This is a genomic window from Variovorax sp. IB41, assembly GCF_016405905.1.
Lineage (GTDB): Bacteria > Pseudomonadota > Gammaproteobacteria > Burkholderiales > Burkholderiaceae_C > Variovorax.
The window spans coordinates 261,402-281,888 of sequence record NZ_JAEFCB010000007.1; the positions used below are offsets into that span (position 1 = coordinate 261,402).

Below are 20,487 nucleotides of genomic sequence, written 5' to 3' on the forward strand. Positions count from 1 at the left end.
GCCCCGCCCGATGCGGCAATCGGGGCTCACCCGGTTGCTGTCGCCGAGGTTCCTCAGCCGGCCGCGTGGCCGAATCCTTCGAGCACGTTCACTGTGTTGACGCCCACTTCGGCCACCGCGTAGCCGCCCTCGAACACGAACACCGTCGGTAACCCCACGCGCGCGAGGTCTTCTCCCATGCGCAGGTAGTCGTCGCTTTTCAGCTTGAAGCCGGAGATCGGATCGCCCTCGAAGGTGTCGACGCCGAGCGAAACCACGAGCGCGCCGGCCTTCACCTTCGCGATGCCGTCGAGCGCCGTCTTGAGCGCCGCGCGCCATGCCGTGAACTCGGTGCCGCGCGGCAGCGGCAGGTTGTGGTTGAAGCCTTCGCCCTGGCCGGCGCCGCGCTCGTCGGCATGGCCGAGGTAATACGGGTAGTCGGTGAACGGATCGCCATGCAGGCTGGCGAAGTGCACGTCGCTGCGCTCGTAGAAGATGGCCTGCGTGCCGTTGCCGTGGTGGTAGTCGACATCGAGCACCGCGACGCGCTCGATGCCCGCATCGCGCAGCGCCTGCGCGGCCACCGCGGCGTTGTTGACGAAGCAGTAGCCGCCGAAGAAATCGGCGCCCGCGTGATGGCCCGGAGGCCGCGTCAGCGCGAAGGCCGCGCGCTGGCCGCCGAGCACGCGCTGCGTCGAGGTCCATGCACACGCCGCACCCTGCCGCGCGGCGGCCCAGCTGCCGGCCGTGAGTGGCGTGCCCGCATCGAACGAGAAGAGGCCCAGGCGCGCCGGAAAGCTCTGCGGCAGTACATCGGTGCGCATGCCGCGCGTGGGCCAGTACGACGGGAGCGCATCGCGCGATGCATTGGCCGGATCGAGCGCGACCCATTCGTCCCACGCGCCGGCGATGAAGCCCAGGTAGCGCGGCGCATGCACCTTGGCGAGCAGCGCATCGTCGATCGCATCGGGCGCCTGCAGCGGGCCGAGGCCGCGGCGCTCCAGCTCATGCTTCACATGGTCGACGCGGGCCGGCACCTCGAAGCAAGGCACCAGCTCGCCACGGAACATTTCGACTTTTCCCTGGTGCAGTGCGTGCTGGTCGTTGTAGATGGTGAGCATGGAAAAAGAAGAAAGACAGGATCGGCGTTGCGGATGCCGCCGATCATGCCGCACGCCGCAGCACCGCCCGGCGCCTGCCGGACGCGGTGAGGCCGAACAGGTCCTTCGGGTCGTCCAGCTCGGGCACCAGCGCGATCTTCTGGCCGATGCCGCGCTCGATCGCGAGCTGGTGGATGTAGCGCAGCGCGGTGTAGTCCTCCAGCGCAAAGCCGACCGAATCGAACACGGTGACCTGCTCGGCGGTCTCGCGCCCCGGCACTTCGCCCAGCAGCACCTTCCACAGTTCGTGCACCGGAAAGTCGGCGGCCAGCTGCTGGATCTCGCCCTCGACGCGGGTCTGCGCCTCGTACTCCACGAACACGCGCGCGCGGCGCAGCACGTCGGGGTGCAATTCGGTCTTGCCGGGCGAATCGCCGCCGACCGCGTTGATGTGCATGCCCGGCTCGATCATCTCGGCCGTGAGCACGGTCGCGCGGCCCTGGTAGGCGGTGACGGTGGTGACGATGTCGGCGCCGCGCACCGCGTCGGCCACGGAGCGGGCGCGCACGATCTCCAGCGGCGTGCACGCTGAGAGATGCCGCACCAGCTTGTCGGTGGCGTGCGGGTCGGTGTCGAACACGCGCACTTCCTCGATGCCCAGCAGCGCATGGAAAGCCAGCGCCTGGAACTCGCTCTGCGAGCCGTTGCCGATCAGCGCGAGGCTGCGCGAATCGGGCCGCGCCAGGGCCTGCGCCGCCATCGCGGAAGTGGCCGCCGTGCGCAGCGCGGTGGTGAGTGTGAGCTCGGACAGCAGCACCGGATAGCCGGTGTCGACCTCCGCCAGCACGCCGAAGGCCATGACCGTCGGCAGCCCGACCTGGGTGTTGTGCGGATGCCCGTTGACGTACTTGAAGGCGTAGGCACCGTCGTCGGCCACCGGCATCAGCTCGATCACGCCCAGGTGCGAATGGCTCGCGACGCGCGCCTTCTTGTCGAACTCGCGCCAGCGCATGAAGTCGTCGCGCAGCGCGTCGGCCAGCGCCTGGAGGAATTGCGGAACGCCGGTTTCATCCACCAGGCGAACCAGGCTGTGAACATCGATGAAGCGGGTCATGACATGGCTCCTTGCGTAGCCCGGCACGGCGCTTCATCCCCTCGCATGTTCAATCCACCATGGCTGATTCAGGATGCGCCTGCGCCAAGGGTTCGAAACCATTCTGCGCCTGCCTGCATCAACGCGCCAGCACTGGGGCCAAGGCATTACCCGTATGGGTAGCCAGTCGCACGACCTCCTCCGGCGGCGCCGCGGCAACGATGCGCCCGCCGGCATTTCCGCCCTCGGGCCCGAGGTCGATGATCCAGTCCGCTTCGGCGATCAGGTCCAGGTCGTGCTCGATCACCACCACGCTGTGGCCGCCGTTCACCAAACGGTGCAGCACGTGGATCAGCTTCTCGACGTCGGCCATGTGCAGGCCCACGGTCGGCTCGTCGAGCACGTACAGCGTGTGCGGCGCCTTCTGGCCGCGGCGGGTGATGTCGTCGCGCACTTTGCTCAGCTCGGTCACCAGCTTGATGCGCTGCGCCTCGCCGCCCGAGAGCGTGGGCGAGGGCTGCCCCAGCGTGAGGTAACCCAGTCCCACATCCTTGAGCAACTGCAGCGGATGGCTGATGTTGGGCATGGCGGCAAAGAACTCGACCGCCTCGTCCACCTCCATCTTCAGCACGTCGCCGATGCTCTTGCCGCGCCAGCTCACGGCCAGCGTCTCGGGGTTGAAGCGCGCGCCGTGGCACACCTCGCAGGGCACCTTCACGTCGGGCAGGAAGCTCATCTCGATGGTGCGCACGCCCGCGCCCTCGCAGCCCGGGCAGCGGCCTTCGCCGGTGTTGAAGCTGAAGCGCGCCGGGCCGTAGCCGCGCGCCTTGGCTTCCAGCGTGTCGGCGAAGAGCTTGCGGATGGTGTCCCAGAAGCCGATGTAGGTGGCCGGGCAGCTGCGCGGCGTCTTGCCGATGGGGGTCTGGTCGACCTCGAGCACGCGGTCGATGGTCTCGTAGCCCTCGACCTTGCTGCAGCCGGACCAGGCCGCGCGCTTGCCCGCGGCATCGGCATCGCGGCCGGCCTTGGTCATGCGCTGGATCACGATGCCCTGCACGCTGGCCAGCAGCACGTCGCGCGCGAGCGTCGACTTGCCCGAGCCGCTGACGCCGGTGACCACCACGAGGCGGTGCAGCGGCAGCGTGGCCGTCACGTCCTGCAGGTTGTGCAGGTCGGCGCCGTGCACGGTGAGCCATTGGCCGCTGTCTTCGGCCTTCGGATTCGGCGAGGGAATCAGGCGCCGGGCCTGCAGCGGATGCTTGATGGCATCGCGGAGGTACCTGCCGGTCTGCGAATCGCCCGCCGCTTCGATATCGGCCACCGAGCCTTCGGCCACGAGGCGCCCGCCGCGCTTGCCAGCGCTCGGGCCGATGTCGATGATGTGGTCGGCGCGGCGGATGGTGTCCTCGTCGTGCTCCACCACCACCAGCGTGTTGCCCTTGTCGCCGAGCTTGTGCAGCGCATCGAGCAGGATCTGGTTGTCGCGCGCATGCAGGCCGATGGTCGGCTCGTCGAGCACGTAGCACACACCCTGCAGGTTGCTGCCCAGCTGCGCCGCCAGGCGGATGCGCTGCGCCTCGCCGCCCGAGAGCGTGGGGGCGCCGCGGTCGAGCGTGAGATACCCCAGGCCCACTTCCTCGAGGAATTCGAGGCGGCTCTTGATCTCGGGCACGAGGTCGCGTGCGATCTCGGCTTCGCGGCCGGTGAGAACCAGCCCTTCGAACCATTGGCGCACCTCGGTCACGCTCATGCGCGCGAGCTCGGTGATGCCGATGCCGCCCGAGCCGTCGGCCGCAGTGCCGAAGCCCACGGCGCGCGCCGTGGCGTTCAGGCGCGTGCCTTCGCAGGTCGGGCAGGCGGTGTCGGCCAGGTCTTCGACCTCGGGCTCAGCGAAGGTCTGTTCGCGGCCCTTGTTGTCGTCGTCGCGGATCGAATCGTCGAAGACCTTGCGCTGGTCCTTGCTGAGCTTGACGCCCGTGCCCACGCAATCGGGACACCAGCCGTGCTTGCTGTTGTAGCTGAACAGGCGCGGGTCGAGCTCGGCGTAGCTGGTGCTGCACACCGGGCAGGCGCGCAGCGTGGAGAACACGTTGACGCGGCCGATGCCCGCGGCCGAAACGCCAGCCATCATCGCGGCCTTCAGGCCGTCCAGCTGGCTCAGCACATGCACCACGCCCTTGCCGTGCTCGAGCGCCTTGGTGAGCGCCTCGCGCAGCTCGTTTTCCTTCGAGGGCAGCACGTCGAGGCTGGCCACGGGCAGCTCGATGCTGTGTTCCTTGAAGCGGTCGATGCGCGGGAAACCCGTCGTCGGCAGGAAGTCGCCGTCCACGCGCAGGTGCGTGAAGCCGCGCGGCCGTGCCCAGTCGGCCAGCTCGGTGTACACGCCCTTGCGGTTGCTCACCAGCGGCGCGAGCAGGCCGATGTGCTGGCCCTTGAAGTTGCGCATCAGCTGCGCGGCGATGCTGTCGGGCGTCTGCGGCTGCACGGCCGCGCCGTCGTGGATGCAGTGCTGGATGCCCAGCTTCACATACAGGAGGCGCAGGAAGTGCCACACCTCGGTGGTCGTGCCCACCGTGCTCTTGCGGCCGCCGCGCGACAGGCGCTGCTCGATGGCCACGGTCGGCGGAATGCCGTAGACGGCATCCACTTCAGGACGCCCGGCTGGCTGAACGATGCTGCGCGCGTACGCGTTGAGTGATTCGAGGTAGCGCCGCTGCCCTTCGTTGAACAGGATGTCGAAGGCCAGCGTCGATTTGCCCGAGCCGCTCACGCCGGTCACCACGCTGAACTTGCCACGCGGGATGTTCACGCTCAGGTTCTTCAGGTTGTGCTCGCGCGCGTTGACGATTTCGATGGCATTGCTGCCGGGTGCCGTCTTCGCGTTCGCGATGTAGCGCCGCGCCGCGCGCTCGGCCACCTTGTAGGCCTCGGGGCCAATGGCCAGTTCGTAGTCGGCCAGCGCGGCGCCGGTGAGCGAGGCGCGGTTCTCGCGCAGTTGCTCGGGCGTGCCTTCGGCCACCACCTTGCCGCCGCCCTCGCCGCCTTCGGGGCCGAGGTCGATGAGCCAGTCGCTCGCGCGGATCACGTCCAGGTTGTGCTCGATGACGATCAGCGAATGGCCGGCATCCAGGAGCTTGCGCAGCGCGCGCATCAGGCGCGCGATGTCGTCGAAGTGCAGGCCCGTGGTCGGCTCGTCGAACAGGAACAGCGTGCCCTTGCGCGCGACCGATTGCTTGCTCGCCGTTGCGCTCTTGGCCGCTTCGGCGAGGAAGCCCGCGAGCTTCAGGCGCTGGGCCTCGCCGCCCGAGAGCGTGGGCACCGGCTGGCCGAGCTTGACGTAGTCCAGGCCCACGTCGGAGATCGGCTGCAGCACGCGCAGCACGTCGCGGTCGGCCTCGAACACCGTCGCCGCTTCGGCCACGGTGAGGTCGAGCACGTCGGCCACGTTGTAGTTCTTGCCCTTGCGCTCGATCCTCACTTCGAGGATCTCGGGGCGATAGCGCTTGCCGTCGCAATCGGGGCAGCGCAGGTACACGTCCGAGAGGAACTGCATCTCGACGTGCTCGAAGCCCGAGCCGCCGCAGGTCGGGCAGCGCCCGTCGCCGGAGTTGAAGCTGAACTTGCTCGCGGTGTAGCCGCGCTGGCGCGAGAGCGCCGCGGTGGCGAAGATCTCGCGGATCGCGTCCCACGCGCCCACATAGCTCGCGGGGTTGGAGCGCGCGGTCTTGCCGATGGGCGACTGGTCGACGAAGACCACGTCGCCCAGGTGATCGGCGCCCAGCAGGCGGTCGTGCGCGCCAGGCGTTTCCGTCGCCTTGCCGAAGTGGCGCATGAGCGCGGGTGCCAGCACGTCCTGGATCAGCGTCGACTTGCCCGAGCCGCTCACGCCGGTGACGCACACCAGCCGCGCGAGCGGGAACTCGACCGTCACGTTCTGCAGGTTGTGCTCGCGCGCGCCTTCCAGGATGAGCCGGTGCGTGTTCTCGCTCACCAGCCGCTTGAAGCCCATGCCGATCTTCTTGCGGCCGCCCAGGTACTGGCCGGTGAGCGTGTCGGCGTCGCGCAGCTGGTCGGTGGTGCCGTCGAACACGATCTGTCCGCCGCGGATGCCGGGGCCGGGGCCCATGTCGATCACGCGGTCGGCCGCGAGCATGACGGCCGGGTCGTGCTCGACCACCACCAGCGTGTTGCCCGCATCGCGCAGGCGCAGCATGGCCTCGGTGATGCGGTTCATGTCGCGCGGATGCAGGCCGATGCTGGGCTCGTCGAGCACGAAGAGCGTGTTGACCAGCGAGGTGCCGAGCGCCGTCGTGAGGTTGATGCGCTGCACTTCGCCGCCCGAGAGCGTGCGGCTCTGGCGGTCCAGCGTGAGGTAGCCGATGCCCACGTCGTGCAGGTAGCGCAGGCGCGTGGTGATTTCCTCGAACAGCAGCTTCAGCGCCTGCGCCTCGCCCTCGCTCGCGGGGGTGCCGTTGCCATGGTGTTCGACGCGGTCGAAGAACCTGCGCAGCCGCTCGATGGGCAGGAGCATCAGGTCGTGCAGGCACAGGCCCGGCAGCGCCTCGAGTTGCGCGCGCGACCACTTCACGCCGGTCGGCAGGAAGCGCTTGGCGGGGTCGAGCACCGCGTCGGCGTCTTCCTTGCTGCCGATGCGCCAAAGCAGACTGTCGAGCTTCAGGCGCGCGCCGCTGCAGACGGGGCACGGCGTGTAGCTGCGGTACTTGGACAAGAGCACGCGGATGTGCATCTTGTAGGCCTTGCTCTCCAGGTAGGCGAAGAAGCGGCGAACGCCATACCACTGCTTGTTCCAGTTGCCTTCCTTGTAGTTGGGCGTGCCCTCGATCACCCAGTGCTTCTGCTCCTCGGTGAGCTTGTTCCAGGGCGTGTCGCGCGGCACGCCGGCGGCCTCGGCGTGGCGCATGAGGTCGTCCTGCGCCTCTTTCCACGCGGGGGTCTGGATGGTCTTGATGGCCCCCGCGCGCAGCGTGAGCTTGTCGTTCGGGATCACGAGGCCGAGGTCCACGCCGATGACGCGACCGAAGCCGCGGCAGGTATCGCAGGCGCCGACGGCCGAGTTGAACGAGAACATCGACGGGATCGGGTCGGTGTAGCGGATGTCACTCTCGGGGCAGTGCAGGCCGGTGGAGAACTTCCACACATCCGTAGGCGCGTTTTCTTCGGCGCCGGTCGCATGCACGGTGACGCGCCCGCTGCCGCGCTTGAGCGCCACTTCGATCGCCTCCACCACGCGCGAGCGCTCGGCGCCCGAGATGCGGAAGCGGTCGGCCACCACGTCGAGCACCTTGCGCGGACCGGTGGGCGTGGCCACCTCGCGCTCGGACTGTACGCGCGTGAAGCCGCTGGCCGAGAGCCATTGGGTCACTTCCTCGGCCGACGTGCCGGCCGGCAGTTCGACCGGGAAGGTGATGACCAGCCGCGGATCGCCCGCCGCGGCGGCGCGCCCGGCGATCTGCGCATAGATGCTGTCGGGCGAATCGTGGCGCACCGGGAGCGCCGTTTCGCGGTCGAAGAGCTGCGCCGCGCGGGCGTAGAGCAGCTTCAGGTGGTCGTTCAGTTCGGTCATCGTGCCGACCGTGGAGCGCGAGGAGCGCACCGGGTTGGTCTGGTCGATGGCGATGGCGGGCGGCACGCCCTCCACCTTGTCGACGGCCGGCTTGTCCATGCGGTCCAGGAACTGACGCGCATAGGCGGAAAAAGTCTCTACATAGCGCCGCTGGCCCTCTGCATAGAGGGTGTCGAACACGAGGCTCGATTTGCCCGAGCCGCTGGGCCCGGTGACCACGGTCATCTCGCCGGTGCGGATGTCGAGGTCGAGGTTCTGGAGGTTGTGCTGGCGCGCGCCGCGAATCCGGATGGAGCCCTGTGTCATGAATGCCTTGGGGGGTGGGGCAAACATTCTAGGGAGAGCTCCGTGACGCATCTGTGCACTGCGTCACATGGTCCGGGCTTACGCAGGGGTTTGTCCGGATTCAGGCTTTGACACTTTTGATAACAAATACGACGTTTGTTTTCAACTCCTCCCTGAGCATTCCTCGAAAGGCCTCCATGACGAAGACGCGAACGCTTTGCGCCGCCGCCATTCTGGCGTTGACGGCGATGGGCGCCTCCGCCCAGATCCTCATCGGCCAGACCGCCGGCATGACCGGCTCGGTGGCCGCGAGCGTGAACGAGACCATCGGCGGCGCGCAGCTGGTGATCGACGCGGCCAATGCCCAGGGCGGCATCCACGGCGAGAAGATCGAGGTGATCCGCATGGACGACGCCTTCGACGTCAAGCGCGCCAGCGACAACGCCCGCGCGCTGATCGAGGACAAGAAGGTGGTGGCGCTCTTCATGAGCCGCGGCACGCCGCATTCGCAGGCGATCATTCCCTGGCTCGACAAGAACGAGGTGGCGCTGATCGGCCCTTCCACCGGCGCCATGGTGCTGCACAAGCCGCTGCAAAAGCACGTGTTCAACGTGCGCGCCACCTACCAGCGCGAAGCCGAGAAGGCGGTGCAGCACCTCCTGACCATCGGCCTCTCGCGCATCGCCGTGGTGTACGTGACCGACTCGTTCGGCAAGGACGCGCTCGAGGGCGCAATGACCGGCTTCACCAAGGGCAAGGCCACGCCGACGGTGACCATTCCGGCCGACCGCGACAAGCCCGACTACACGGCCATCGTGCCGGCCATCAAGGACGCCAACGCGCAGGCCGTGCTGTGGATCGGCTCGGGCATCGCGGTGGTCGACGGCATCAAGGCGCTGCGTGCCTCGGGCTCGGCGGCGCAGGTGGTCACGTTGTCGAACAACGCATCGTCGGGCTTCATCAAGCAACTGGGCGATGCGAGCCGCGGCGTGATCGTGACGCAGGTGTTTCCGAGCGAGCGGTCGATGGGCCAGCCGATGGTGAAGGAGGCGCTCACGCTCGCCAAGGCCAAGGGACAGGCGGAGCTCTCGCCCGCCGCGCTCGAAGGCTTCGCTTCGGCGAAGGTGCTGGTGGAGGCGCTGCGCCGCGCGGGTCCCAGGCCCACGCGCGCCAAGGTGCTGGCTGCGCTGGAAAGCATCCGCAGCTACGACCTCGGCGGCGGACTCGAGGTGAGCTACACGCCGCAGGACCACAGCGGCATCGATTTCGCGGACCTGGCGATCATCAGCGACGGGCGCTTCAAGCGCTGAGCCGCCGCCCCTCTTTCCTCTTGCAACGGCCCGCCGGTTCTCCGGCGGGCCGTTTGTCTTTGGGTTCTGCAAACAATGGTTTGACAGGGTTTGCACGAGCAAACTAATGTCACCAACAGCAACACATTACACATCTTCTGACAGGGGCAAGTTCGCCTCTTGGAAAGGCTTTGTTCGATGAAGACGATGTTTGCGTCCTGCGCCGTTGCGCTCCTCATGGCGGCGGTCGTACCCGGCGCGTCGGCCCAGATCGTGATCGGCCAGTCGGCCGATCTTTCGGGCCCGGTGGCCGCCAGCGTGAAGGAAACGATCCTGGGCTCGCAGCTGGTGATCGACCAGGTCAATGCCCAGGGCGGCATCAACGGCGAGCAGATCGAGGTGATCCGGCTGGACGACGGCCTGGACGCCAAGCGCTCGCTGGAAAACACCCGCATCCTGATCGAGGACAAGAAGGTCGTCGCGCTGCTGCTGAACCGCGGCACGCCCAACGCGCTGGCCGTCATTCCGCTGCTCGACAAGTACGGCGTGGCGCTGGTCGGCCCCTCGACCGGCGCGATGGCGCTGCACAAGCCGCTGCAGAAGAACATCTTCAACGTGCGCTCGACCTACCAGCGCGAGGCCGAGAAGGCGGTGCAGCACCTGCAGACCACCGGCATCCAGCGCATCGCCGTGGTCCAGGCCGACGACTCCTTCGGCAAGGACGCGATGGAGGGCGCGAACAAGGGCTTCGAGAAGGCAGGCCTCAAGCCCGTGGTGCTGGCCCTGGCCGACCGCAACAAGCCCGATTTCGCGAGCATCGTGCCGCAGCTCACCAAGGCCAACGCGCAGGCGGTGCTGTGGATCGGCTCGGGCACCTCGGTGACCGACGGCGTGAAGGCGCTGCGCGCGGCGGGCTCGGCGGCGCAGATCATCACGCTCTCGAACAACGCGGCCTCGGGCTTCATCAAGGAACTGGGCTCGGCGAGCGCGGGCGTGATCATCACGCAGGTGCTGCCCTATGAGCGCTCCTTCGGCCATCCGCTGATCAAGGAGGCGCTGGCGCTCGCCAAGGCCAAGGGTCAGAACGACCTGTCGCCGGCGCTGCTCGAGGGCTTCGTCGCGACCAAGGTGCTGGTGGAGGCGCTGCGCCGCACGGGCCCCAAGCCCACGCGCGCGAAGCTCATCGCCACGCTCAACAGCTTCCAGTACGACGTGGGCGGCGGCGTCGACGTGAGCTACTCGCCGACCGACCATTCGGGCATCGACTACGTCGATCTGTCGATCGTGAGCGAAGGCCGCTTCAAGCGCTGACCGCACCCTTTCCCGTTCCCCGCAATCACGGCCCGCCGGTGCACCCGGCGGGCCGTTTCTGTTTGCGCATTGAAAACAACGGTCCGCAGGGTTTCCACAAGCAGAGAAATGTCACTTAAAGAAACAAACTACACATCTTTTGACAATCACGAACAGTTCGTGGAAAGACTCTGCCCGATGAAGAAGATATTCAAGTCCTGCGCCGCCGCGCTCGTGCTGGCCGCGGCCTCCCAGGGGGCGCCGGCCCAGATCGTGATCGGCCAGTCGGCCGACCTCTCCGGCCTGGTCTCGGCCAGCGTGAAGGAGGCGATCCTGGGCTCGCAGCTGGTCATCGACCAGGTCAACGCGCAAGGCGGCATCAATGGCGAGCGGATCGAGGTGATCCGGCTGGACGACGGCTTCGACCCCAAGCGCTCGGTGGAGAACACGCGCATCCTGATCGAGGACAAGAAGGTCGTCGCGCTGCTGCTGAACCGCGGCACGCCCAACGCGCTGGCCGTCATTCCGTTGCTGGACAAGTACGGCGTGCCGCTGGTCGGCCCTTCGACCGGCGCGATGGCGCTGCACCAGCCGGTGCCCAAGAACATCTTCAACGTGCGCTCGACCTACCAGCGCGAGGCCGAGAAGGCGGTGCAGCACCTGCACACCATCGGCATCCAGCGCATCGGCGTGGTGCAGGAGCAGGATTCGGCCTTCGCCACCGACGCCATGGTGGGCGCGAACAAGGGCTTCGAGAGCGCGAAGACCAAGCCCGCGGTGGTGGTTCCGGCCGACCGCCGCAAGCCCGACTACGGCACCATCGTGCCGCCCCTGACGCAGGCGAACGTGCAGGCCGTGCTCTGGATCGCTTCAGGCACCGCCGTCACTGAAGGCGTGAAGGCGCTGCGCGCGGCCGGCTCGGCCGCGCAGGTGATCACCCTGTCGAACAACGCGGCTTCGGGCTTCATCAAGGAACTGGGCACGTCGAGCGGCGGCGTCATCGTCACGCAGGTGCTGCCCTATGAGCGCTCGTTCGGCCACCCGCTGATCAAGGAAGCTATGGCGCTCGCGAAGGCCAAGGGCCAGAACGAGCTGTCGCCCGCGCTGCTCGAGGGCTTCGTGGCGACCAAGGTGCTGGTGGAGGCGCTGCGCCGCACCGGCCCCAAGCCCACGCGCGCGCGGCTGCTCGCCACGCTCAACAGCTTTCAGTACGACGTGGGCGGCGGGCTCGACGTGAGCTATTCGCCGACGGACCACTCGGGCATCGACTACGTCGATCTTTCGATCATCAGCGAGGGCCGCTTCAAGCGCTGATCGCTTCCCCAGCCGCGCCGATTACTTGGGCGCGGCGGCGGGCGCCGGCTCGTGCGTGGTGTCGCCCCCGTGCTTCTCGCCCGACATGTCGACCTTGTCGCCGGCCTTGGAGATCACGTACAGGGCAATGGCGGCGAAGATGACGAAGCCGATGGCGAGTTTCCACATGGGTGCTGTCTCCTGAAGAGGATAGTGATGACGAGGATGAAGGGGTTCAAGAAAAGGGCCTCATGCCGTTGGATGGCATGAAGCCCCTTTGTTGAACGGAGGGCCGCTCGCGCAGCCCTCCTCTCGCACGATCGATACGTGCGATACGTGCGATCAGTCGTTCGCGTAGATGTCCACGTCCTTCGTCTCGCGGATGAAGAGCGTGCCCACCACGAGCGTGACGCCCGCGATGATGATCGGGTACCACAGGCCGTTGTACATGTTGCCCGTGGAGGCCACGATGGCGAACGCGGTGGTTGGCAGCAGGCCGCCGAACCAGCCGTTGCCGATGTGGTACGGCAGGCTCATCGAGGTGTAGCGGATGCGCGTGGGGAACATCTCCACCAGCATCGCCGCGATCGGGCCGTAGACCATCGTCACCAGCAGCACCAGCCAGAACAAGAGGACGATGGTCAGCACCTTGTTGATCTTGGCCGGATCGGCCTTGGAGGGGTAGCCCGCGATCTTCAGGTCTTCGGCCACGCCCTTCTTGAAGGCGGCGATTTCCTTGGCGGAGCCTTCGTCGAACTTGAGGTTCACGACGTTGCCGATGGGTGCCTCGACCGTCTTGTCGCCGATCTTCACGACGGCCTTCGAACCCGGCGCGCCGGCCACGTTCTCATAGCTCACCGAGTTCTGCACGAGGTAGCGCTTGGCGATGTCGCACGAGCTTCGGAAGTCGATCTCGCGGGCCACCGGGTTGCCCTGGAACGAGCAGGTCGCCGGGTCGGCCGTCACCGTGACGCCGGCGGTGGCCTGCGCGCGGGCGAGGTCCGGGTTGGCGGCTTCGGTCAGCATCTTGAAGACCGGGAAGTAGGTGACCACGGCCAGGAGGCACCCGGCCATGATGATCGGCTTGCGGCCAATCTTGTCCGACAGCGTGCCGAAGATCACGAAGAAGGGCGTGCCCAGCAGCAGTGCCGCGGCGATCATCAGGTTGGCCGTGGTCGCATCGACCTTCAGCTGTGCCGTGAGGAAGAAGAGCGCATAGAACTGGCCCGAATACCACACCACCGCCTGACCGGCCGTGAGGCCGACCAGCGCCAGGATCACGATCTTCAGGTTCTTCCACTCGCCGAACGATTCGGCCAGCGGCGCCTTGGAGGTCTTGCCCTCGGCCTTCATCTTCTGGAAGGCGGGCGACTCGGACAGCGTCAGTCGAATCCACACCGAAATGCCCAGCAGCAGGATCGACACCAGGAACGGCACGCGCCAGCCCCAGTCGTTGAACACCGCTTCGCCCAGGCCTTCGCGCACGCCCAGGATCACCAGCAAGCTCAGGAACAGGCCCAGCGTTGCCGTGGTCTGGATCCACGAGGTGTACGCACCGCGCTTGCCGTGCGGCGAGTGCTCGGCCACGTAGGTGGCGGCACCGCCGTACTCGCCGCCGAGCGCCAGGCCCTGCAGCATGCGCAGCGCGATCAGGATCACCGGCGCCGCGACGCCGATGGTCGCGTAGCTGGGCAGGAGGCCGACGATGAACGTCGACAGGCCCATGATCAGGATCGTCACCAGGAACGTGTACTTGCGCCCGATCATGTCGCCCAGCCGGCCGAACACGATGGCGCCGAACGGACGCACCAGGAAGCCGGCGGCGAACGCCAGCAGCGCGAAGATGAAGGCGGCGCCCGCATCCAGGCCGCTGAAGAACTGCTTGGCGATGATCGCCGCGAGCGAACCGTAGAGGTAGAAGTCGTACCACTCGAACACGGTGCCGAGCGAGGAGGCGAAGATGACTTTCTTCTCCTCCGAGGACATGGGCCGGGGGGCCGGGTGCGGCACTCCCCGTGAATCTAGTGTGGCGGCCATTGCGTCGTCTCCTGTGTGTTTGCGTTCATGCGGCACCCGGTATCCGGGGCCGTGAGGCATTCTTGGAGGCGTGACTGACCCGAGACTTGCGCGAAACTGAACCGATGCTTACGGATTAAGGTGAAACCCGCGGTGCGCGTTTCAGCCTGTAAGAAATCGCAACCCTGCGCGGGTTTGTCCTCAGAAGCCTTTTCAGGCCTTGCTGCTGCGCAGCAATGAGGGGCGTTGGTCGGCCGCGCTCCATTGCGGACCGTCAAACCACGCATCACCCGACAGGTACGCGCGCAGCATCGCGAGGCCATCGAAGCCCCAGAAGAGACGCCCGTCGACCACATACGCGGGCGTTCCGAACACGCCGAGCGCGAGCGCTTCGTCGGTGTTGCGTTTGAGAAGCGCCTTGCTCTCGTCGCTGCCCGCTTCGCGCCTGGGTTGCAATTGCGCGGTGAGCGCGGCGAGCCGCGCGGCATCGGCCGCTTCCTCGCCGCCGCGCCACACGTTGCGCAGGATGGTCTCGGCCGCGAGGCGGCTGACGGTGCCGTCGTCGCTCGTCGATACCGCCAGGCGCAGGTGCGGCAGCGGGTTGTAGGGGTGCGAGGCCGGCATCTCGATCTGGATGCCGTGGGCCTGCCCGAGCCACAGCACGTGGCGGTAGGTCCAGCTGCGTTTGGACGGAATCTCGGCCGGCCCGAGCTGGCCGTGTTGCTTGAGCAGCGCGCCCAGCAGCACCGGCTTGTAGGCCACGCTGTAGCTCAGCCCTTGGAGCGCCTCCGGCAGGTGCTCGAACGCGAGGTGCGCGTAGGGCGAGATGAAGTCGATATAGAAGTCGATGTGCTTCATGCGTCGTGGTCTCCGGAGGTTTCCGGAACGCGCCAGATGCCGGCCCGGGCCCGCAACTCTATCGCGCGCCACACGCCGCGCCGCGCATCGTCTTGCATCTTGCTCCAGTCCGCGATCTCGGGAATGGTGCGCAGGCACCCTTCGCAAAAGCCGCTCAGGCGGTCCATGCGGCAGACCGAGGTGCAGGGCGAGGGAACGTCTTCGGGCAGCTCGCGCACGGCCTCCGCGCGCGCGGCCAGGGTCTCGGCTTCCGCGAAGTTCAAACCACGTCCGCCACCGGCGCGCCGGTGAGCGCTTCGAGGTCCTGCGGCCGGAGCTGGAACACCGCGTGCGGATGGCCCGCCGCGGCCCAGATCTCCTCGAAGCGGAAGAGCTCGCGGTCGATCAGCACCACGGGTTTCGTTGCATGCCCCACGGGCGAGACGCCGCCGATGGTGAAGCCGGTGCGCGCCTTCACGAACTCGGCATCAGCGCGGCCGGTCTTGCCGATGAGCGCATCGACCTTCTTCTCGTCCACGCGCTTGTCGCCCGAGGTGATGACCAGCACCGCCGCGTCGTCGCTCTTGCGGCGAAAGATGATGCTCTTGGCGATCTGCCCGACCGCGATGCCGAGCGCATCGGCCGCCTGCTGCGCGGTGCGGCAGGCGTCGTCGAGCATGCGCGGTGAGTGAGGATGGCCGGCGTCCTGCAGTACGCGGGAGACGCGCTGGACGCCTTCGGGGAGGGAGTGGAGTTCAGAGCCGCACATGGGTTCGAATCTACAAGAGAAGACCGAGCGCTCTCAGGCGCTGCGCTTGAACATGAACAGGAACGCGCCCATCGCCATCAGCACGCCGCCGAAGACGCGGTTCTGCGCGCGCCGCGCGCGCACCGAGCGCAGCACGCCCTGCAGCCGCGCGGCCAGCCAGGCGTAGCCGTGCATCACGGTCACGTCGACCATCACCGTCGTGGCCAGCAGCACCAGCAGCTGCAGCCACAGCGGCCGCGTCGGCTGGATGAACTGCGGCAGCACGGCCGCCATGAAGACGATGCCCTTGGGATTGGTCACGTTGGTGAGAAAGCCGCGCAGCACGCGCTGGCGTGCCGTGAGGTCCGGCTCGCCGACGGATTGCGCCGCGTCGCCGGCGACCTTCGCGACCGGCGCGCGCCACTGTCGCCAGCCCAGCCACAGCAGGTAGCACGCGCCGACCACCTTGATCACCGTGAACGCGGTCGCCGAGGCGGTGAGCACCGCGCCCACGCCGAGCCCCGCCACCAGCAGGATCACCGCGAGCCCCAACTGCAGGCCGACGATGGTCGCCGTGGTGCGCCGAACGCCGTAGGAGAGGCCATGGCTCATGCTGAGCACCGCGCCCGAACCGGGCGACACCGCGATGACGCAACTGGCCACCAGAAATGCAAGCCAGACATGCAGGTCCACGAAAACTCCTGTGCGCGTGTGTTGTTGTTTCAGCCGGCCCGCTTGGTGCGGATGGCCTTCGATGCGCGCGAGTTCGGCTCGCGCCCGAGCGCCTGGCTGATGTAGACGCCCGCATCGATCAGCCTGTCCAGGTCGATGCCGGTCTCGATGCCCATGCCGTGCAGCATGTAGACGACGTCCTCGGTCGCGACGTTGCCCGTCGCGCCCTTGGCGTAGGGGCAGCCGCCCAGGCCCGCCGAGGACGACTGGAAGTTCCACACGCCCATCTCGAGCGCCGCCAGCGTGTTGACCAGCGCCTGCCCATAGGTGTCGTGGAAGTGGCCCGAAATGGCATCGACATCGAAGTGCGCGAGCGTGGCCTCCATCGCTGCCTGCACCTTGCGCGGCGTGCCCACGCCGATGGTGTCGGCCACGTCCACGCGCTGCACGCCGATGCCCTTCATCAGCTGCGCGAGGTAGCCGACCTTGGCCGGCGCGATCTCGCCTTCATAGGGGCAACCCACGGTGCACGACATCGCGCCGCGCACGTGAATGCCCTTCTCGCGCGCCGCTTCGACCACGGGCGCGAAGCGCTCGATGCTCTCGGCGATCGAGCAGTTGATGTTCTTCTGGCTGAAGGCCTCGCTCGCGGCGCCGAACACCACGATCTCGTCGGGCCACTCCTCGCGCGGCGCGGCGATGGCCGCCTCGAAGCCCTTCATGTTGGGTGTGAGCACCGAGTAGAGAACGCCCGGCTTGCGCGCGATGCCGTGCATCACCTCGGCGTTGTCGGCCATCTGCGGCACCCACTTGGGCGAGACGAAACTGGTGACTTCGATTTCCTTGAGTCCCGCATCCTGCAGGCGGTGCACGAGGCCGATCTTGATCTCGGCCGAGACGGGCTGCTTTTCGTTTTGCAGGCCGTCGCGCGGGCCGACGTCGACGAGCTGGACGCGGGTGGGGAGTTTCATGGGATGTCTCTGGTGTCGCGGGAGGAGCGGGAGGATGAAAAAGCCGTCTTCGATTGTCGGACACATGGGAAGGCCCTGCCTGGTACAGAGCTCGCGGAAGGTAGCAATGCGCGCCAGAGCGGTTGCAAATGGTGCCAGCCCGCGCTCATCGCTCGGGTTTCGGGTCCGCCCGCTCCAGCATGCTCGTGCGAAACGCCACCTTGCGCACGATGGCGGCGAAGGCGCGCGTGGGCGCCGATTCGCGCGCCTTGGGTGACCACAGCATGCCGGGCGTGCGCACCGGCGTCGGGCTCTCCAGCCGCACCGTGGCCAGACCCGAATTCGGCTGCACCGCGTTGGCCGAGACGATGGCCGCGAGCTGCGTCTTTGCGACCAGCCCCATGATCGGCGCGAGCGTGTTGATCTCGGCCACCACCTGCGGCTCGGCGCCGCAGGAGCGAAAGCACTCGTCCAGCATCTGCCGCGTCGCAAAGCTCGCGGGCAGCATCACCATCGGCATCCTGTGCAGCTCCACCATGCGCACGCGCTTGCGGCGCGCGAGCGGATGGTTCTCGGCCACCACCAGCACCATCTCCTCGTTGTAGAGCGGCTCGAACTGCAGCGTGCCCGGCACGCCCGGCCGGTAGGCGATGCCCAGGTCGAGCGTGCCCGCCTGCAGCCGCTCGGCGATCAGGTCGGCCGCGAGCTCGTCCACCATCACGCGCACCCGCGGATAGCGCTGCTGGAAGCCCGCGATGCAGTCCGGAATGAAGCCGAGGTTGAAGGTGTGGGTCGAGCCGATGCGCAGCTCGCCGGCCGCCGCCTGCGGGTCTTCGCGCAGCGCGCCCAGGCCCCGGTCGATCTCCTGCAGCGCGCGCGTGGCGTGGTGCAAAAAGGCTTCGCCGGCCTCGGTGAGCGCCACGCGCTTGCCGACGCGGTCGAAGAGCAGCGTGCCCAGCTCTTCTTCCAGCTGCTTGATCTGGTGCGACAGCGTCGACTGCGTCACATGCAGCCGCTCGGCCGCGCGGGTGAAGTTGAGCGAGCCGGCCAGCGCGCTGAAGTAGCGCAGGTGACGCAATTCCATGGAAGTCCCCGGTCCGTCGAATGATCGATGGCATCGATGGTATCCATGCGAATCCATCATTGTTAAAAATCGCCGCGCCTGCATAGAGTTCGCACCCAGTCACGAACACACACAGGAGACAACGCGGTGCACAAAGTCCTCAGCGGCATCAAGGTGCTGGAGCAAGGCACGTTCATCACCGGGCCGGCGGCGGGCATGTTCCTGGCCGACCTGGGCGCCGAGGTGGTGAAGCTGGAGCAGCCGGGCAGCGGCGATCCGTTCCGGTCGTTCCGCGGCGGCCTCTACAGCCCGCACTTCCAGACCTACAACCGCAACAAGCGCAGCATCACGCTCAACCCCAAGCTGCCCGAGGACGCGGCGGTGTTCGACGAACTGGTGAAGGAGTCGGACGTCTACATCCAGAACTTCCGCCCCGGCGCGGCCGAGCGGCTGGGCGCGGGCGAGGCGCGGCTGCGCGCGCTCAATCCGCGGCTGGTGTACTGCGCCATCAGCGGCTTCGGCCAGACCGGCCCGGCCGCCAACCGCCCCGCCTACGACACGGTGGCGCAGGCGGCCAGCGCCTTCCTCAAGCTGCTGGTGAACCCGGCCAACCCGCGCGTGGTGGGCCCGGCCGTGGCCGATGCGATGACCGGCTTCTACGCGGCCTATGGCGTGATGGGCGCGCTGGTGGAGCGCGGGCGCACCGGGCAGGGCCGCAAGGTGGAGGTGTCGATGCTGGAGGCGATGTGCCACTTCAACCTCGATGCGTTCACGCACTACTTTTCCGAGAACGAGATCATGGGTCCGTTCAGCCGGCCGAGCGTCTCGCAGTCGTACGTGCTGGAATGCGCCGACGGCCTGTGGATCGCGCTGCACATGTCTTCCCCCGAGAAGTTCTGGCAGGGCCTGGCCAACGCGATCGAGCGGCCGGACCTGTTCCAGGACCCGCGCTTCGCGACGCGCGAAGGCCGCATCGCGCACCAGACCGAGATGATCGCGCTGCTCGACGGCCTGTTCCGCGCGCGCACCCGCGCCGACTGGTGCGCCCGGCTGGAAGCCGAAGACGTGCCCCACGCCCCCATGTACGACACCCGCGAAGCGATGCAGGACCCGCAGGCCCGCCACCTGCAGCTGGAGGTGAGCGCGCCGCACCCCGAGGGCGGCGAGTGGCGGACCATCCGCTCGCCCGTGAGCTTCGACGGCGAACGGCCGCTCGAGGTCACCGCGCCACCGCTCCTGGGCGCGGACAACGAGGCCATCGTCGAACCGATACGGCGGCGCCTTCGGCCGGCCGCCTGAACCCATCCCATCGATCCCATCCATCCCATCAACAAACAAGAAAAAGGAGACAAGCCCCATGACCCCCTCGAACGAGAACGAGCTCACCCAGGCCGCGCTGCAGCGCCTGGAGGGCGCCACCGATCCGCGCTTCGCCGAGGTGATGCGCTCGCTCATCACGCACCTGCACGCCTTCATCCGCGAGGTCGACCTGCAGCCCGGCGAATGGATGGCCGGCATCGAGTTCCTGACCGCCGTCGGCCAGGCTTGCGACGACAAGCGCCAGGAGTTCATCCTGCTGTCGGACACGCTGGGCGCCTCGATGATGGTGGTGATGCTCGACCAGCTGCGCGCCGCCGCGCGCACAGGACAGGCAGGCCAGAGCAACAAGACGCTGCACGCGACCGAGACCACCGAGGCCACGGTGCAGGGCCCCTACTACTGGGACGGCGCGCCCGACCTGCCGCTGGGCGCCGACATCGCGCCCGGCGTGCGCGGCGAGCCCGCCTTCTACAGCGGCCGCGTCACCGACACCCGCGGCCAGCCGCTGGCGAACGCGCTGCTCGACATCTGGTCGGGGGACGGCGAGGGCGTGTACGACATGCAGGTCGAAGGCGCGGGCATGGCGGCGCGCGCGCGCATCCGCACCGACGCCGAGGGCCGCTACTGGTTCTGGTCGATCAAGCCTTCGTACTACCCGGTGCCGGTCGACGGCCCGGTGGGCCGCATGCTCGCCGGCATGGGCCGCCACCCCAACCGGCCCGGCCACATCCACATGAAGGTGGCGGCCGAGGGGCACGTGCCGGTGACCACGCACCTCTTCGTGGCGGGCAGCCCCTACATCGATTCGGACGCGGTGTTCGGCGTGCGGCCCAGCCTCGTCGTCGACTTCGAATCGCACCCGCCGGGCAAGGCGCCCGACGGCCGCGCGATCGAGCGGCCGTATTGGTCTGCGCACTACGACTTCCATCTCCAACCCGAGGCCGCCTGAGTCTCGATCCACTGCGTAC

Annotated in this window: 16 protein-coding genes; 5 read left to right on the forward strand and 11 right to left on the reverse strand. The window is 67.7% G+C overall.

Annotated elements, in window-relative coordinates:
• Positions 1–53 precede the first annotated feature (53 nt).
• The 3 genes from JC881_RS15910 to uvrA all read right to left on the reverse strand — a co-directional run bounded on the left by JC881_RS15910 (position 54) and on the right by uvrA (position 8,062).
• Positions 54–1,100 carry a histone deacetylase family protein gene (locus JC881_RS15910; RefSeq protein ID WP_198786666.1) on the reverse strand — a complete coding sequence of 349 codons (1,047 nt, stop codon included), beginning with the start codon at positions 1,098–1,100 and terminating at the stop codon, positions 54–56.
• Between the two features lie 43 nt (positions 1,101–1,143).
• The gene (locus JC881_RS15915) at positions 1,144–2,193 is read right to left on the reverse strand and encodes an ornithine cyclodeaminase (RefSeq protein WP_198786667.1); all 1,050 of its coding nucleotides are present in this window, start codon (positions 2,191–2,193) and stop codon (positions 1,144–1,146) included.
• A 118-nt stretch (positions 2,194–2,311) separates the two neighbouring features.
• Entirely contained in the window at positions 2,312–8,062 is a 5,751-nt protein-coding gene (uvrA, locus tag JC881_RS15920) for an excinuclease ABC subunit UvrA (RefSeq protein WP_198786668.1), read from the reverse strand.
• A gap of 176 nt (positions 8,063–8,238) precedes the next feature.
• Here uvrA and JC881_RS15925 point away from each other — a divergent pair, with 176 nt between their 5' ends.
• From JC881_RS15925 to JC881_RS15935, 3 genes are all read left to right on the forward strand, one after another.
• Positions 8,239–9,351 carry an ABC transporter substrate-binding protein gene (locus JC881_RS15925; RefSeq protein WP_198786669.1) on the forward strand — a complete coding sequence of 371 codons (1,113 nt, stop codon included), beginning with the start codon at positions 8,239–8,241 and terminating at the stop codon, positions 9,349–9,351.
• Positions 9,352–9,528: 177 nt separating this feature from the next.
• Positions 9,529–10,641: an ABC transporter substrate-binding protein gene (locus JC881_RS15930; protein WP_198786670.1), complete on the forward strand. Its 1,113-nt coding sequence runs from the start codon at positions 9,529–9,531 to the stop codon at positions 10,639–10,641.
• 177 nt (positions 10,642–10,818) lie between these two features.
• Positions 10,819–11,934 carry an ABC transporter substrate-binding protein gene (locus JC881_RS15935; RefSeq protein ID WP_198786671.1) on the forward strand — a complete coding sequence of 372 codons (1,116 nt, stop codon included), beginning with the start codon at positions 10,819–10,821 and terminating at the stop codon, positions 11,932–11,934.
• Positions 11,935–11,955: 21 nt separating this feature from the next.
• Here the strand turns inward: JC881_RS15935 and JC881_RS15940 are convergent, their stop codons facing one another.
• The 8 genes from JC881_RS15940 to JC881_RS15975 all read right to left on the reverse strand — a co-directional run bounded on the left by JC881_RS15940 (position 11,956) and on the right by JC881_RS15975 (position 18,220).
• A complete protein-coding gene (locus JC881_RS15940; protein ID WP_198786672.1) occupies positions 11,956–12,102 on the reverse strand; it encodes a hypothetical protein in 147 nt (48 codons plus the stop codon).
• A 153-nt stretch (positions 12,103–12,255) separates the two neighbouring features.
• Positions 12,256–13,950, reverse strand: a complete 1,695-nt coding sequence (locus tag JC881_RS15945) for an MFS transporter (RefSeq protein ID WP_198786673.1) — start codon at positions 13,948–13,950, stop codon at positions 12,256–12,258.
• 192 nt (positions 13,951–14,142) lie between these two features.
• Positions 14,143–14,787 (reverse strand): 2-hydroxychromene-2-carboxylate isomerase, encoded by a 645-nt coding sequence (locus JC881_RS15950; protein ID WP_198786674.1) that lies wholly within the window; start codon positions 14,785–14,787, stop codon positions 14,143–14,145.
• Entirely contained in the window at positions 14,784–15,050 is a 267-nt protein-coding gene (locus JC881_RS15955) for a DUF1289 domain-containing protein (protein WP_198786675.1), read from the reverse strand. Before JC881_RS15955 ends, JC881_RS15950 begins: the two co-directional genes overlap by 4 nt.
• Positions 15,047–15,535: a YbaK/EbsC family protein gene (locus JC881_RS15960; protein ID WP_198786676.1), complete on the reverse strand. Its 489-nt coding sequence runs from the start codon at positions 15,533–15,535 to the stop codon at positions 15,047–15,049. The genes JC881_RS15955 and JC881_RS15960 overlap by 4 nt, the downstream gene beginning before the upstream one ends.
• A 33-nt stretch (positions 15,536–15,568) precedes the next feature.
• Positions 15,569–16,207 carry a homoserine/homoserine lactone efflux protein gene (gene rhtB, locus JC881_RS15965; protein ID WP_198786677.1) on the reverse strand — a complete coding sequence of 213 codons (639 nt, stop codon included), beginning with the start codon at positions 16,205–16,207 and terminating at the stop codon, positions 15,569–15,571.
• A 29-nt stretch (positions 16,208–16,236) separates the two neighbouring features.
• Positions 16,237–17,157 carry a hydroxymethylglutaryl-CoA lyase gene (locus JC881_RS15970; RefSeq protein WP_198786678.1) on the reverse strand — a complete coding sequence of 307 codons (921 nt, stop codon included), beginning with the start codon at positions 17,155–17,157 and terminating at the stop codon, positions 16,237–16,239.
• Between the two features lie 145 nt (positions 17,158–17,302).
• A complete protein-coding gene (locus JC881_RS15975) occupies positions 17,303–18,220 on the reverse strand; it encodes a LysR substrate-binding domain-containing protein (protein ID WP_198786679.1) in 918 nt (305 codons plus the stop codon).
• 126 nt (positions 18,221–18,346) lie between these two features.
• Here JC881_RS15975 and JC881_RS15980 point away from each other — a divergent pair, with 126 nt between their 5' ends.
• Both JC881_RS15980 and JC881_RS15985 read left to right on the forward strand, forming a co-directional pair.
• Positions 18,347–19,498 (forward strand): CaiB/BaiF CoA transferase family protein, encoded by a 1,152-nt coding sequence (locus JC881_RS15980; RefSeq protein WP_198786680.1) that lies wholly within the window; start codon positions 18,347–18,349, stop codon positions 19,496–19,498.
• Between the two features lie 58 nt (positions 19,499–19,556).
• Positions 19,557–20,468, forward strand: coding sequence for a dioxygenase family protein (locus JC881_RS15985; RefSeq protein ID WP_198786681.1), 912 nt, complete (start codon positions 19,557–19,559; stop codon positions 20,466–20,468).
• Positions 20,469–20,487: the final 19 nt, after the last annotated feature.

Bases quoted from the DNA above. Each gene is read 5' to 3' on its own strand.
- JC881_RS15910 (WP_198786666.1), bottom strand. From the start codon at position 1,100: ATGCTCACCATCTACAACGACCAGCACGCACTGCACCAGGGAAAAGTC.
- JC881_RS15915 (WP_198786667.1), bottom strand. From the start codon at position 2,193: ATGACCCGCTTCATCGATGTTCACAGCCTGGTTCGCCTGGTGGATGAA.
- uvrA (WP_198786668.1), bottom strand. From the start codon at position 8,062: ATGACACAGGGCTCCATCCGGATTCGCGGCGCGCGCCAGCACAACCTC.
- JC881_RS15925 (WP_198786669.1), top strand. From the start codon at position 8,239: ATGACGAAGACGCGAACGCTTTGCGCCGCCGCCATTCTGGCGTTGACG.
- JC881_RS15930 (WP_198786670.1), top strand. From the start codon at position 9,529: ATGAAGACGATGTTTGCGTCCTGCGCCGTTGCGCTCCTCATGGCGGCG.
- JC881_RS15935 (WP_198786671.1), top strand. From the start codon at position 10,819: ATGAAGAAGATATTCAAGTCCTGCGCCGCCGCGCTCGTGCTGGCCGCG.
- JC881_RS15940 (WP_198786672.1), bottom strand. From the start codon at position 12,102: ATGTGGAAACTCGCCATCGGCTTCGTCATCTTCGCCGCCATTGCCCTG.
- JC881_RS15945 (WP_198786673.1), bottom strand. From the start codon at position 13,950: ATGGCCGCCACACTAGATTCACGGGGAGTGCCGCACCCGGCCCCCCGG.
- JC881_RS15950 (WP_198786674.1), bottom strand. From the start codon at position 14,787: ATGAAGCACATCGACTTCTATATCGACTTCATCTCGCCCTACGCGCAC.
- JC881_RS15960 (WP_198786676.1), bottom strand. From the start codon at position 15,535: ATGTGCGGCTCTGAACTCCACTCCCTCCCCGAAGGCGTCCAGCGCGTC.
- JC881_RS15970 (WP_198786678.1), bottom strand. From the start codon at position 17,157: ATGAAACTCCCCACCCGCGTCCAGCTCGTCGACGTCGGCCCGCGCGAC.
- JC881_RS15975 (WP_198786679.1), bottom strand. From the start codon at position 18,220: ATGGAATTGCGTCACCTGCGCTACTTCAGCGCGCTGGCCGGCTCGCTC.
- JC881_RS15985 (WP_198786681.1), top strand. From the start codon at position 19,557: ATGACCCCCTCGAACGAGAACGAGCTCACCCAGGCCGCGCTGCAGCGC.